The organism is Bacillus sp. D48C (genome assembly GCF_053345735.1).
In genome coordinates this window covers 569,772-584,029 of sequence record NZ_JBKFAQ010000003.1, presented here as the reverse complement: position 1 = coordinate 584,029, position 14,258 = coordinate 569,772, and the positions used below count along the sequence as shown (strand labels likewise).

The window sequence follows — 14,258 nt, the reverse complement described above, 5'->3', positions numbered from 1 at the left end:
AAATAAAAATTGACGTTTCACGTTGTTTGTTTCGTTCAGTTTTCAAAGAACTACTTGGTCGCTCATTTGCGACTTCCTTATGTTAACATCTTCGTTTTTCGATGTCAACTAAGTTTTTCAATTTCTTTTTTGTCGTTTTCTGCGTTTCCGCATCAGCGACGGTTATTAATATATCATGGTGAAAAATGAAATGCAACACCTTTTATAAACTTTTTTAAAAACTGCCCACATTTCTTTTTTAATATCATATACTTAAACGAAATATCTCTTTCATGTATGATTAATTCCTACATATATTTTATATAAAGTTACTCTATCAAAAAACGTTTCTTTCTATAATAAGCGTTTTATTCATATACCATATCATACAAGGAGGAATATATATGGACTATACCGATTTATTAATCAAACTAGGTCTCTCGGCTATTTTAGGATTTGCCATTGGTTTAGAACGCGAATTAAAACGGAAACCACTTGGTTTAAAAACGTGTTTAGTTATTTCTATTATTAGTTGCCTCCTAACGATTGTTTCTATTAAAGCAGCTTATAACTTACCACATACCGATCATATGAATATGGATCCACTTCGACTTGCCGCTCAAATTGTATCAGGAATTGGTTTTTTAGGTGCTGGCGTAATTTTAAGAAGAGGCAACGATAGCATTGCAGGACTCACGACTGCCGCTATGATTTGGGGTGCTTCTGGTATTGGTATTGCCGTTGGAGCTGGTTTCTATATCGAGGCAATTTTCGGAATGTGTTTTCTTATGATTAGTGTCGAACTTATACCATTGACAATGAAGTTTGTAGGTCCTAGATCATTTCGTCAACGTGATATTGCAGTGAAACTTGTTGTGCGAAATATGGACAATATCCCGGTTGTAATCGAGGAGATAAAAGAAATGGATATAAACGTTAAAAATATGAAGCTTAAAACGTTAGAAAACGGTTCTCACTATTTACATCTTAAACTGTCCATTGATCAAAAAAGACATACCGCTGATGTTTACTATACTCTCCAGCATCTTGAAAGTGTCCAACAAACTGAAGTGGAAAGTATGTAGCATAAAATAAACTCTCTTTAATTAGAGAGTTTTTCTTTTTTCTATAATGGTAACAATGAATGTAGTCCTGCAAAACAAGGAGGAATTTACTATTGAAATCCCGTCCGAATTTAGTAGATACATTTCGTGATTCCATTATTTTTCGTTTAATTTGTTTTATTATTGTACTCACTGCTTTTTCTGGTTTTCTTATACATAGATTAGAACCCTCTCATTTCACTACATGGTTTGACGGAATTTGGTGGTCAATTGTTACCATTTTTACAGTTGGATATGGCGACTTTGCTCCCCATACAACGATAGGAAAACTAATAGGTATAAGTATTATTTTATTAGGAACTGGCTTTTGTTCTTATTATATGGTTCTATTCGCTACTGAGATGATTAGTAAACAATACATGAAAGTTAAAGGTGAAGAAGCCGCTACCTCTAACGGTCATATGATTATCGTTGGCTGGAATGAGCGTGCAAAACATGTTGTAAAGCAAATGCATGTACTACAACCAAACCTTGATATTGTTTTAATTGATGAAACACTTTCTTTACTCCCAAAACCCTTTCATCATTTAGAATTTATAAAAGGTTGTCCGCATCACGATCAAACTTTATTAAAGGCTAATATTGCAACGGCACACACCATATTAATAACAGCGGATAAAGAAAAGAACGAAAGCTTAGCAGATACACAGTCCATTTTAAATATTTTAACTGCGAAAGGACTCAATCCAAACATTCACTGCATCGCCGAACTACTTACTACTGAACAAATTCAAAATGCAACGAGAGCGGGCGCGTCAGAAATTATAGAAGGAAATAAATTAACGAGTTATGTATTTACCGCTTCTCTTTTATTCCCTTCTATTTCAGGTGTACTATTCTCACTTTACGATGAAATCTCTGATAACAAATTACAACTGATGGAGCTTTCTCCGTCCTGCACCGGACAAACCTTTGCAAATTGTAGCTATACCCTTCTAAAACAAAACATTCTCTTACTAGGTATAAAGCGTGATGATCAATATATGATTAATCCAGTCCATACCTTCATTCTTATCGAAAGCGACATACTCATTGTTATTCACCATTAATAAAATGACGCTCTAGTTCTTGCATGAGCACTTTCCCAATATTGATATATTTTCTTTTTACATCTCCATCTGGATCTTTCGGTTCAGCAAATTGATCCATCCCACTCGTTCCAGCGGTTAAAGTATTCACATTATCATCTAGTTCGTCTTGATATACGTGCGAAAGAATATACGGCGTTTCAAGACGGACTACTACACCAGGTACATCCAGTTCACCATCTACTGCTGTAAACGGCACTCGTAAAAATTGATACCCATCTTCTTCATCGATTTTGTAATCGAAGCATCCTTTATCATAATCCCAATTACCACCAATGCTATATCCAAGTGGTTTCATAATCTCTTCTAACTTAAATAGCGCATATGTACGTCCTTCTAAATTTGATTGAATTGGAATCAAGTCCATCCCTCCAAGACTTTTCCTTTAGCATACCCACTCTAGCTTGAATATACTGATGGACTTTTCGATAAAATAATAAAAAGCGACCGGATTCCGGTCGCTTTTTATTATTTTAAACGCTCTTCTAATTCTGCTTTTAATTCTTCAAATCCTGGTTTACCAAGTAAAGCAAACATGTTCTTCTTGTATGCTTCTACGCCAGGTTGGTCAAATGGATTTACCCCTAGTAAGTAGCCGCTCATCGCACATGCTTTTTCGAAGAAGTATACAAGGTAACCGAATGTGTACTCATTTAATTCAGGAATATTGACGATTAAGTTTGGTACTCCCCCGTCGCTATGTGCAAGTAATGTACCTTCGTATGCTTTTGTGTTTACAAAGTCTACAGTTTCACCAGCAAGGTAATTTAATCCGTCTAAATCGTTTTCTTCTGATTCGATTGTTAGTTCATGTGTAGATTTACCTACTTTAAGAACTGTTTCAAATAAGTCACGACGACCTTCTTGAACGTATTGACCTAATGAGTGTAAGTCAGTTGAGAAGTTTGCTGAAGATGGGAAAATACCTTTTTGATCTTTTCCTTCACTTTCACCAAATAACTGTTTCCACCACTCAGCGAAGTATTGAAGTGCTGGCTCATAGTTAACAAGCATTTCAATTGTTTTTCCTTTATTGTATAAAGCGTTACGAACTACTGCATATTGGTAAGCTGGGTTTTCTTCTAGTTCTGACGTTCCGAAGTCATCATGACCAGCAGCTGCACCTTTCATCATCTCTTCAATATTTAAGCCACTTACTGCGATTGGTAATAAACCAACTGGCGTTAATACAGAGAAACGTCCTCCAACATCATCTGGAATAACAAATGTTTCGTAACCTTCGTTATCAGCTAGTGTTTTTAATGCACCACGTGCTTTATCTGTAGTTGCATAAATACGTTTGCGAGCTTCTTCTTTTCCATACTTTTCTTCTAATAACTTACGGAAGATACGGAATGCTAGTGCTGGCTCTGTTGTTGTACCTGATTTGGAAATAACGTTAATAGAGAAGTCTTTACCTTCTAATACGTCCATTAAATCTTTCATGTAAGTGGAGCTAATGTTTTGTCCAACAAATAGCACTTGTGGAGTTTTACGTTGTTCTTTAGAAAGCGTGTTGTAGAAAGAATGGTTTAACATTTCGATTGCTGCGCGTGCCCCTAAGTAAGAACCACCAATACCTACAACAAGTAAAATGTCAGAGTCATTTTTAATTTTTTCTGCGCATTTTTGAATGCGAGCGAATTCTTCTTTGTCATATTGAAGCGGAAGGTCTACCCACCCAAGGAAATCGTTCCCAGCTCCAGTTTTTTCGTGGATTGCGTGATGTGTTACTTTCACTGCATCACGTAAATAAGTGATTTCATGTTCACCGATGAAGGATAACGCTTTAGAATAGTCGAACGTTACATGTGTACTCATCTTTTTCCCTCCAATTATGGATATGTATTTCTGTATTCACTTTAGCGAAACTGAAGTTGTAAATCAAGCGATTCAACCATTGTAAACGTAACCAATATATATTTTTTAGAAAAAGTTCATTTTTTGCATAAAAATTCGTATTTTTCGGTATAGATGTATATACATCATCTTTCGAACATTTTTTATGTATAAAAACAACATAACTACCCCATTCTATAAAAGAGTTAATTAACTCATCGCTTGCTCATGCTTCACAATTAAGGGGGGCTTTTTCATGAGTACTTTGCAACGTATCGCATTAGTCTTTACTGTAATTGGCGCTGTGAACTGGGGACTAATCGGATTTTTCCAGTTTGACTTAGTAGCAGCCATTTTCGGTGGACAAAATTCAGCTCTTGCACGTATTATTTACGGCATCGTTGGTATATCTGGGCTTATCAATCTTGGTTTACTGTTTAAACCATCTGAAAATCTTGGTACACACCCAGAAACAAACGAAATTCGATAGTCAGTATGTCCTTTCACCTCCGACATACGAATATGATTGCATGCAATCATATTTGCAAATATATATCATAAGATAAAGTAAAAGAGGAACGCTCATATGCGTTCCTCTTTTACTTTGTTAACTCGGACTCTTCAATCCATTCTGCCAACTTTTCTCGCAGCGTATTAAATCCGTTTTCAGATGGGTTCGGTATAAGAATCCTTCCTTGTTTTCTTTTCGCCGCTTTTAACGATAAACTCATTTTTCTGTGCTCTTCATCAATTGAAAGTACCTTTACTTCTACTGTATCGCCGACTTTTAAAAAGTCATGAATATCCTTTACATATCCATTTGTAATTTCAGATATATGCACAAGTCCTTGTGTTTCTGCATCTAACGCTACAAATGCACCGTAATCTTGAATTCCAGTCACTTTCCCTGTTACAACCACTCCTGTTGTATATTGTTCTGACATATGAAACACTCCCATACGTTTACCATTCTCTCTACAATTATAAAGAGCAAAGCAGATATATTTATTTTAAATATCCGATTGGTTAGTACGCATTCTAGATAACGTTATCTAGAATGCGTATACCTTATATTAGTAAATTATACCACTATGACAGAACTCATTCAAAATTCATGAAAAATTTCCCTTAAAGAAGTATAATTCTCCAATATTGGGATAGACTACTAACACATGGCTTTCTAGTATTCCCCCCCTTTTATGGACAAAACGTATTACGTTTTGTCCTTTTTTTATTTTCTACAAACCGTTCCATTCTCTTCATCGCTTCCATAAGTTGTTCAAGCGACGTTGCATATGAACAACGAATAAATCCTTCACCACTTTCGCCAAATACGCTACCAGGGACAACGGCCACTTTCTCTTCCAACAATAACTGTTCTGCAAATTCCGCTGAAGATAATCCGGTTGAAGATATAGCAGGAAAAACATAAAATGCTCCGCCCGGCACATGACACGTTAAGCCCATTTCATTGAAAGATGTCGTCATGAAGTTACGACGCTTCTTATAGCTATCTCTCATTCGAATTACTTCATCGTTCCCTGCGCGTAACGCCTCAAGTGCTGCAAACTGAGACATCGTCGGTGCACACATCATTGAATACTGATGGATTTTGAGCATTAATTCTGAAAATTGAACAGGAGCTGCAATCATACCGAGGCGCCATCCTGTCATCGCAAATCCTTTTGAAAATCCTGAAATTAAAATCGTATGCTCACGCATATTTTTAATACTCGCGAAACTTGTATATACTTCGTCGTATACAAGTTCTGCATAAATTTCATCAGATAATACGATTAGATTGTACTTCTCAACAATCACTGCTATTTCTTCAAGCTCGGATTTATTTAGCATTGCACCTGTCGGGTTATTTGGTGAACAAAGCAAAATTGCCTTTGTTTTCGCTGTAATAGCTGCTTCAATTTGTTCTGGTTGTACTTTAAACTCGTTTTCTAACGTAGTCGCCACAGGAACCGGAACTCCTCCAGCTAATGTCACAAGTGGTGCATAAGAAACGAAGCTCGGTTCAATAATGAGCACTTCATCATCAGGATTTATAATGGCGCGCATCGCTACATCTAACGCCTGGCTCGCTCCAACTGTAACAATGATTTCATCACTTGGATCATAAGATACTGCAAATTGTTTTTTTAGATACTTTGCTATTTCTTGACGGAGCTCCAATAATCCTGCATTTGCTGTATATGACGTATACCCTTGTTCCAAAGAACGAATACATGCTTGCCTTACATTCCAAGGTGTAACAAAATCCGGCTCTCCTACCCCGAGGGAAATAACACCTTTCATATTTGCTGCTAAATCAAAAAATTTTCGAATACCAGATGGTTTTAAAGATTCTGCTGATCTAGATAGTTCAAATTGCTTCATGGTGTCACCACAATTCGCTTATCATCATCGTCTTTTTCATAAATAACGCCCTCATGTTTATACTTCTTCAAAATGAAATGAGTAGTTGTAGAAACAACAGATTCAATTGTTGCTAATTTCTCAGAAACAAACATCGCTACTTCTCCCATCGTTTTCCCTTCTAATGTAATAGAAAGATCATATGTCCCTGACATTAAATAAACGGATTTCACTTCTGAATAACGATAAATTTGTTCAGCAACCGCATCAAACCCAACGCCATGCTTTGGCGTAACTTTCACATCGATCATTGCCGTTAAACCTGTATGTTCTTTCACCTTCGTCCAATCAATATGTGTTACATAATCCACAATAATCTTTTCATTTTCTAACCTCGCAACCATCTTCTTTACTTCTTCTACCTCTATATTTAACAGCTTCGCTAATGTATCTACAGATAATCGACTACTCTTTTCAAGACAAGCTAATAATTCTAATTCTTTTTCTGTCACCATATAAATCATCCTTCCTTTTCGTTTGTGTTTAAATTATACAAATACCCTTTCCAGTTTGAAAAGAAGATTTTTCTATTGAATTATGTCAAAATAAAGTGAAACTTTAATCAGTGGAAAAATGCGTGATAAAGCGAAAGGGGATGGAATCGTGAAACCAAAAGTTTATATTGCTGAACCAGTTCCAACATTTGTAGAAAACTATTTATCAGAACACTGTGATTATGAAAAATGGGATCAAAATGAGAAAGTACCCCGTGATGTTCTATTAGAAAAAATACAAGATAAAGATGGGTTATTAAATTTCGGATCTGCTATTAATGAAGAATTACTGACAGTGGCTCCTAACTTAAAAGTAGTGAGCAACATTTCTGTCGGTTACGATAATTTTGATTTACAAGCGATGAAAAACCGAAATGTTATCGGAACGAATACACCATACGTATTAGATGATACAGTAGCTGATCTCGTTTTCGCCCTTATGTTATCTGCTGGGCGCCGTGTTTGCGAACTCGATTCTTATGTGAAAAATGGTGAATGGAACGCTGAAATTGGAAAAGAACACTTCGGACTAGATGTACACCATAGCACAATTGGTATTATCGGTATGGGCCGAATTGGAGAAGCCGTTGCAAAACGAGCAAAATTCGGATTTGATATGAATGTTCTTTACTATAACCGCCGTCGTAAAGAAGAAGCTGAACAAAAATTCGATGCTACATATTGTGATTTACAGACGCTACTGGAGCAGTCTGACTTTATTGTTCTTCTTACTCCATTAACAGATGAAACATATCACCTTATCGGAGAAAAGGAATTTTCATTAATGAAAGAAACAGCAATCTTCATTAATGCTTCTCGCGGGAAAACAGTAGATGAAGAAGCGTTAATCCATGCTTTAACAGAAAAGAAAATCTTTGCAGCAGGTATCGATACATTTACACAAGAGCCGATTCAAAAAGATAATCCACTCTTATCATTACAAAATGTTGTGACTTTACCACACATCGGATCTGCAACATTAAAAACTAGGCAGCAAATGGCTATGACCGCCGCTGAAAATTTAGTTGCAGGATTACAAGGAAAAACACCGCCTAATATTGTTCGCGGGTAATAATGAATAAACGAAAGGCAAGATGACATCGTCATCTTGCCTTTTTTTGTTAACATATTTTCTTCTTCCTTGGAGATGATATGAACAAAAATCAATGGAGTGACAAAAAATGAATCACGAATATACTTGTCCTTATTTCACTTTTTCCACTCGCGGCACTACTATTCATTACGAATTGTATGAACACGATAACAAAACAGAACGTCCTACTTTCGTACTCGTTCACGGCTTTTTATCTTCCTCATTTAGTTACCGTCGTCTCATTCCCTTACTATCGAAAGCAGGAACAGTGATTGCTCTTGATTTACCACCGTTCGGAAAAAGTGATAAGTCTCATCTGTTTAAGTATTCTTATCACAATTTAGCAACGATTATTATTGATTTAATTGAACATTTATCTCTCTCAAACATTGTATTAGTTGGGCACTCTATGGGTGGGCAAATTTCTCTCTATGTAAACCGTATACGTCCTGAACTCATTTCAAAAACGATTTTACTATGCAGCTCTAGCTATTTAGCACGCGCAACCTTACCTTTACTATACTCTTCTTATTTACCGTTCTTTCATTTATACGTAAAGAACTGGATTATTAGACGCGGTATTGTTCATAACTTAATGAATGTCGTTCATGATCACTCATTAATTGACGATGAAATGAAAAAAGGTTACTCCGCTCCTTTTTATGACGACCGTATATTTCCCGCTTTAACTCGCATGATACGAGACCGTGAAGGTGACTTATCTTCAACTGAATTACAAAAAATCGAAACACCTATCTTGCTCATTTGGGGTGAAAAAGACCGCGTCGTCCCTGTACATGTAGGTCATCGTCTACACAAAGATTTACCGAATTCAAAATTTATTTCTTACGAAAATACAGGACATTTACTACCTGAAGAAAAGCCTAAACATGTTTATGAAGAAATTATCGCTTTTTCTGCGCAATAAAGTGAAACTTTAATCAGTCCCCACCTAACTTCTTTGCTTCCGCTGAATTTTGAGGTGGGGTCTTACTACCAAGCAAATAGCGGGATAATATAAAAAAGGCTGTCGGAAATTCCGACAGCCTATAATGAACAACTTCCGCCTTCTTTTATTACAAGTAATTCCACAGCTAACTTCTCACATTTTTCAAGCGCAGGTACTTCCTCAAAAGACATAAAGTATATATGTTGAATCTTCTTTGCGATGTATTTTGGATCATCAAACACACTTATGACGTTCACAACATCGCTCGCTTCTGTTTCATAAAACTCCGGTCCCATTTGAAACGGATCCCAATTCTTCACAACCTCTATCATCTTTTCATATGTACCCATTCGCTTCCCGCCTTTTCACTTTTTAATACTTTTCTTTATCCTATCACATCAGCTATTCTATAAGAAGAGAGAGAACTTTCGTAACTTATTGGTTTTACAGAAGAAGGGGGCAAACTTATGCAACTATTTCATAAAGCAATCAATCGACGTGGAACGCATAGTATAAAATGGGATACATATAAAAACGAAGAACTTATCCATGCTTGGATTGCTGATATGGATTTTGAAGTACCAAAACCAATTCAAACTGCCTTAAAACAACGGATCGAACATCCGATTTTTGGCTACACACTTCCCCCTGAAAATATTGGGGATATTATTTGTAACTGGACAAAACAACAATACGACTGGGACATTCAAAAAGAATGGATCGTCTTTAGTGCAGGGATCGTTCCAGCTCTTAGTACGAGCATACAGGCTTTTACAAAAGAAAACGAATCCGTTCTCGTACAACCACCTATTTATCCTCCATTTTTCGAAATGGTCACAACAAATAATAGGCAGTTATGCGTGAGTCCATTACAGAAACAAAATGATACATATGTGATAGACTTCGAGCATTTAGAAAAGCAGTTTCAGCAAGGCGTCAAACTCATGCTTCTTTGTAGCCCTCATAATCCAATCGGACGCGTTTGGACGAAAGAGGAACTTGTGCAGCTCGGATCGTTATGTACTAAATATAACGTAATCGTTGTCGCGGATGAAATTCATTCCGATATCATTTATGCAGACCATACACATACACCGTTCGCTTCCTTATCTGAAGAATTAGCAGAACGCACTATCACTTGTATGGCTCCAAGTAAAACATTTAATATCGCTGGATTACAAGCGTCGATTATTATCATTCCAAACGAAAAACTCCGTCACGCCTTTACAGCTATCCAATATAGACAAGGCTTCCACGGGTTAAATATCTTCGCCTACACAGCGATGCAAAGTGCCTATACAGAATGTAATGATTGGCTAAACGAAATTCGATTATATATAGAAGATAATGCTCAATTTGCTTATGAATATATCAAAACTCACATACCTGCTCTTTCCGTAACGAAGCCAGAAGGTAGCTTTTTATTATGGATTGATTGTTCTCGTCTAAAGCTTTCTCAAAACGAGCGTACTGCATTACTTGAGGAAAAAGGAAAAATCATCGTTGAACCTGGTGAGAAATACGGGTTAGGTGGGGAAGAACATATTCGAATTAACATCGGCTGTCCACGATCTGTTTTAGAAGAAATTTTGAACAGACTGCGTCATACGTTTTCATAATAAGAAAAGAGGCTGTCATAAATCATTTTAGGACAACCTCCTTTATCCATATCTTTTCAATTACTTTTCACAAAAAAAGCTACCATGCACGGTAGCTTTTACTTTTTCTTCATATCCGATGCTTTTTTTACAATGACACCACAAGCAATTCGATCACCTGATTTACCTGTCGGTTGTGTCATACCATCATCAGCGTTTTCTGTAATAATAATAGACGCTCCATCTTTTCTATGAATCGTTGTTTTTCCTTCTTCAAGCGTTATGTGCGGCGCGTCGATTTCTGCCTTGATCTTTCCAGAACCGTCTGCAATTACGTTCGGTAAATCACCGTTTTCTGCACCCTTCGGATTAAGAAGACCATGTTTTTTATCATCAGGATTAAAATGATTCCCGGATGATTCAAAACGAGGTGCCTTACACTCTCCGATTTCATGTACATGTAGTCCGTGTGGTCCTGGCGTGAAACCTTCCCCTTTAATCGTAATTTTCACTCCACTTGTTTGCTGAACTACTTTCGCAGTCCCTACTTCATCTCCTGAAGCATTATGTAATTTCACTTCAATTTCTTTCGGCTTTCCTTGGTCACAACCTGCCATCAGAAATAATAAACAACAACTGAAAAAAAGCCGTTTCTTCATTCCATTCCCTCCAAAATATATTCTGCCCTTAGATTGTCCGAGCATAGAGGGAAACATACAAAAATGCGTTACTGTTTCTTTTCAGCTAATAGTTTTTCTTCAACTTTCTGTAATCGCTCTGCTTCTCTTTTTGATATACGAATAAACATGCGCCACGTGGCAATAGCACCGATAATAAATAGAACGCACACAATCCCTGGAATAATATATTCTGTTTTATCTTCCGGAAAATATAAAGGCATCATAACGAACACTCCTTAATTATAGGATTCAAAAAAACATCAGAATTTTCTGTTATATATCTTTAAATTATAGTTGAACCAGTTCATATTCTCAAGAGGCGTTCCGAAAGTGAATGATTTCTTTGACTCCTCCTCCTACTTTCCTTACTATAAACTTGAGGTGAAAAATATGAGAGAAACATTTGAAATTGGTGAAATCGTTACTGGTATTTATAAAACAGGAAAATACATCGGCGAAATTACAAATAGCCGTCCTGGTAGTTATGTCGTAAAAGTATTAGCTGTTTTAAAACATCCGGTGCAAGGTGACTTACATAACGTAAAACAAGCTGACGTACCATTTTTCCATGAAAGACGCGCTTTAGCTTTTCGTGAGCAAACGAACATTCCACAGCAAATGGTAAAGAAATATGAAGGAGAAATTCCTGATTATACCGAGTCACTAAAATTAGCATTAGAAACTCAAATGAATTCATTTTCTGAAGATGATTCACCTTTTGCAGAGCGTAGTCTAGAAACATTAGAACAGTTAAAGAAGGACTACAAACTCTAAAAAAACAAAACGACCAAATTACATAATGTGCAATTTGGTCGTTACTGTGTGCTCACTTTCTTTAACACTTTTGAAAAATCAACGAGTTCTCCTAATGTTGGTGGTGCTGGTTTTACTAAATACTCTTTATCTTTTTCTACTAGTTTAAAAATATTGTACGTCGTCATCGCATCATCAAGCGCACAATGATGCTTCCCTGTCCCTACTTTTCCGTACGCCTCAATTGCTTTCCATAATCCTGTTTGATTTCTTTCCCCAAAAAACTTCTTATACTCAAGCGATAAATCACGATACTGCCCGAAGAATGGAAAAGCTATCCCTGCCATTTCACAATTATGCTTCAGCACTTTCATATCCATATTTCCCCACGTTACAATTGTCGGTTTACATTTCGTTTCGTATTCTGCAAGCTTCTTAACGAGTTCAGGAAATGAAATCCCTTTATCCACGACTTCTTGTTTTATTCCTAAAAACTTCTTACATCGATCCGTTAAGGAGGGAAATGTTTTCGGCCTGACATGTGATGAATACGTATCTTCCACCTTACAGCCAGCAACTGAAACGAGTCCTACCTCAATAATTTCCGGAAAAAATCCTTTCGGTTTTTTTCTATGCTGGGGCATCGTAAACTCAAAGTCTAAAAATAAAAATCGTTGTTCATCCATACGATCCCTTCCTTATCATTTTTGTCATTCCTTTCTATTTGACACTCCTACACGAACAAGCTCGAATGCTAATTCCATTTTAAATATTCAGATTGGATGTATCTTATATATATGTCAAATGCCCACAAATATTTTAAAAAATAAGAAAAAATGACCTATGCAGAAAATATGACAAAATCCCTCCTTTCATTTACATCCGCAGTTTTTCTACTTTATAATGACGTTATGTGTGTTTCATCTAGTTAATATTTGACACACTAAGAAAAATGAATGAAAGGAGATGAGATTTTTGCACGAAACAACGCAAGAACTCGCTAACTGGCAGTATTATTTTGCTATCGCAGTCTTTTTAATTACATATGCCATTATTATTTCTGAAAAAATTAATCGCGCTGTCATCGCACTTCTTGGTGCAGCACTCATGGTAATTGTGGGGGTCGTCGATTTACATAACGCCTTTACGAAACATATTGAATGGGGAACGATTACGCTACTCATCGGTATGATGATTTTGGTGAACATTACGAGTAAATCAGGTGTTTTCCAATACGTTGCCATTAAAGCAGCAAAAAGGGCACAAGGAAATCCAATTAAAATTTTAATTTCCCTTTCCCTACTTACTGCGCTTGGCTCCGCATTTTTAGATAACGTTACAACTGTACTTCTTGTTGTTCCAGTTACTTTATCTATTACGCGCATACTGCAAGTAAATCCTGTTCCTTATTTACTTTCTGAAATTATTTTTTCAAACATTGGGGGAACGGCAACATTAATTGGTGATCCACCTAACATTATGATTGGTTCTGCCAATAAACATTTAGACTTCAATGCTTTCCTATTGAATCTAGCACCAATCGTAATTATTATTATTGGAGTTACAGCAACAATACTTTACTTCATGTACCGCAAACAATTAATTGCCGATCCTGTACAAGTCAAAAAATTAATGAGCTTAGATGAAAAACAATACATTAAAGATCCAGTATTAATGAAAAAATCTTTAACGGTACTTGGACTTACAATTGTAGGTTTCATGACTCATTCTATTTTCCATATTGATGCGGCTATCATTGCCTTAACTGGTGCTACTGTACTTATGTTAATTGGTGTGAAAGAGCATGAAATTGAAGAAGTATTTGCAAGCGTAGAGTGGGTAACAATCTTCTTCTTCGCAGGGCTATTCGTACTTGTTGGAGGACTTATCGATATCGGTCTTATCAAAATGTTAGCTCAAAAAGTAATTGGTATAACAGGCGGAGATATTTCTTACGCATCCATCCTTATTTTATGGGTATCTGGTATCGCCTCTGCAACAATTGATAACATCCCATTTGTCGCAACAATGATTCCACTTATTAACGATATGGCAGTTGGGCTAGGCTTATCACCATCTGACGCACAAATCGATGTATTATGGTGGGCATTAGCACTAGGTGCTTGTCTCGGCGGAAACGGAACATTAATCGGAGCTTCTGCTAACGTAATCGTTGCAGGTATCGCGAGCCGCGAAGGGCATAAATTTAGTTACATGGAATTCCTAAAAGTCGG

17 protein-coding genes are annotated in these 14,258 nt (G+C 36.6%); 8 read left to right on the top strand and 9 right to left on the bottom strand.

Annotated features, from left to right (window positions below):
• The first annotated feature begins 383 nt into the window (after window positions 1-383).
• Both ACLBXA_RS11815 and ACLBXA_RS11810 read left to right on the top strand, forming a co-directional pair.
• Window positions 384-1,064, top strand: coding sequence for an MgtC/SapB family protein (locus tag ACLBXA_RS11815; RefSeq protein WP_000386682.1), 681 nt, complete (start codon window positions 384-386; stop codon window positions 1,062-1,064).
• Between the two features lie 92 nt (window positions 1,065-1,156).
• Window positions 1,157-2,152, top strand: a complete 996-nt coding sequence (locus ACLBXA_RS11810) for a potassium channel family protein (RefSeq protein ID WP_000842324.1) — start codon at window positions 1,157-1,159, stop codon at window positions 2,150-2,152.
• Here the strand turns inward: ACLBXA_RS11810 and ACLBXA_RS11805 are convergent.
• Entirely contained in the window at window positions 2,139-2,552 is a 414-nt protein-coding gene (locus ACLBXA_RS11805) for a YugN-like family protein (RefSeq protein ID WP_000612326.1), read from the bottom strand. The genes ACLBXA_RS11810 and ACLBXA_RS11805 overlap by 14 nt on opposite strands.
• Before the next feature lie 107 nt (window positions 2,553-2,659).
• On the bottom strand, window positions 2,660-4,012 hold the full coding sequence (locus ACLBXA_RS11800; RefSeq protein ID WP_000103654.1) for a glucose-6-phosphate isomerase: 1,353 nt from the start codon (window positions 4,010-4,012) through the stop codon (window positions 2,660-2,662).
• Window positions 4,013-4,286: 274 nt separating this feature from the next.
• Here ACLBXA_RS11800 and ACLBXA_RS11795 point away from each other — a divergent pair, with 274 nt between their 5' ends.
• Window positions 4,287-4,520, top strand: coding sequence for a DUF378 domain-containing protein (locus tag ACLBXA_RS11795; protein WP_000105788.1), 234 nt, complete (start codon window positions 4,287-4,289; stop codon window positions 4,518-4,520).
• Window positions 4,521-4,629: 109 nt separating this feature from the next.
• Here the strand turns inward: ACLBXA_RS11795 and yugI are convergent, their stop codons facing one another.
• The 3 genes from yugI to ACLBXA_RS11780 form a co-directional block, all read right to left on the bottom strand.
• Window positions 4,630-4,974 carry a S1 domain-containing post-transcriptional regulator GSP13 gene (gene yugI, locus ACLBXA_RS11790; RefSeq protein ID WP_000003764.1) on the bottom strand — a complete coding sequence of 115 codons (345 nt, stop codon included), beginning with the start codon at window positions 4,972-4,974 and terminating at the stop codon, window positions 4,630-4,632.
• Between the two features lie 253 nt (window positions 4,975-5,227).
• Entirely contained in the window at window positions 5,228-6,418 is a 1,191-nt protein-coding gene (locus tag ACLBXA_RS11785; RefSeq protein ID WP_000808529.1) for an aminotransferase, read from the bottom strand.
• Window positions 6,415-6,912, bottom strand: coding sequence for an Lrp/AsnC family transcriptional regulator (locus ACLBXA_RS11780; RefSeq protein WP_000255696.1), 498 nt, complete (start codon window positions 6,910-6,912; stop codon window positions 6,415-6,417). Before ACLBXA_RS11780 ends, ACLBXA_RS11785 begins: the two co-directional genes overlap by 4 nt.
• 118 nt (window positions 6,913-7,030) lie before the next feature.
• Here ACLBXA_RS11780 and ACLBXA_RS11775 point away from each other — a divergent pair, with 118 nt between their 5' ends.
• Complete coding sequence (locus tag ACLBXA_RS11775; RefSeq protein WP_001205003.1) at window positions 7,031-8,023, top strand: 2-hydroxyacid dehydrogenase; 993 nt, start codon at window positions 7,031-7,033, stop codon at window positions 8,021-8,023.
• A 109-nt stretch (window positions 8,024-8,132) separates the two neighbouring features.
• On the top strand, window positions 8,133-8,972 hold the full coding sequence (locus ACLBXA_RS11770; RefSeq protein WP_001015203.1) for an alpha/beta fold hydrolase: 840 nt from the start codon (window positions 8,133-8,135) through the stop codon (window positions 8,970-8,972).
• Window positions 8,973-9,091: 119 nt separating this feature from the next.
• Here ACLBXA_RS11770 and ACLBXA_RS11765 read toward each other — a convergent pair whose 3' ends face one another.
• Window positions 9,092-9,343, bottom strand: a complete 252-nt coding sequence (locus tag ACLBXA_RS11765; RefSeq protein WP_000537641.1) for a YugE family protein — start codon at window positions 9,341-9,343, stop codon at window positions 9,092-9,094.
• Between the two features lie 117 nt (window positions 9,344-9,460).
• Here ACLBXA_RS11765 and ACLBXA_RS11760 point away from each other — a divergent pair, with 117 nt between their 5' ends.
• Window positions 9,461-10,612, top strand: coding sequence for a MalY/PatB family protein (locus ACLBXA_RS11760; protein ID WP_001175811.1), 1,152 nt, complete (start codon window positions 9,461-9,463; stop codon window positions 10,610-10,612).
• Between the two features lie 98 nt (window positions 10,613-10,710).
• Here the strand turns inward: ACLBXA_RS11760 and sodC are convergent, their stop codons facing one another.
• Entirely contained in the window at window positions 10,711-11,250 is a 540-nt protein-coding gene (gene sodC, locus ACLBXA_RS11755) for a superoxide dismutase [Cu-Zn] (protein WP_000746518.1), read from the bottom strand.
• 68 nt (window positions 11,251-11,318) lie between these two features.
• Entirely contained in the window at window positions 11,319-11,495 is a 177-nt protein-coding gene (locus ACLBXA_RS11750) for a hypothetical protein (protein WP_000982756.1), read from the bottom strand.
• Between the two features lie 166 nt (window positions 11,496-11,661).
• Here ACLBXA_RS11750 and ACLBXA_RS11745 point away from each other — a divergent pair, with 166 nt between their 5' ends.
• The gene (locus ACLBXA_RS11745) at window positions 11,662-12,045 is read left to right on the top strand and encodes a kinase-associated lipoprotein B (protein ID WP_001209326.1); all 384 of its coding nucleotides are present in this window, start codon (window positions 11,662-11,664) and stop codon (window positions 12,043-12,045) included.
• A 41-nt stretch (window positions 12,046-12,086) separates the two neighbouring features.
• Here ACLBXA_RS11745 and kapD read toward each other — a convergent pair whose 3' ends face one another.
• Window positions 12,087-12,710, bottom strand: coding sequence for a 3'-5' exonuclease KapD (gene kapD, locus ACLBXA_RS11740; protein WP_447617224.1), 624 nt, complete (start codon window positions 12,708-12,710; stop codon window positions 12,087-12,089).
• Window positions 12,711-12,999: 289 nt separating this feature from the next.
• On the opposite strand from kapD, the gene ACLBXA_RS11735 reads away from it, so the two are divergent.
• Window positions 13,000-14,258 (top strand): ArsB/NhaD family transporter (locus ACLBXA_RS11735; RefSeq protein WP_447617223.1); only part of this gene is annotated, 1,259 nt, incomplete at its 3' end.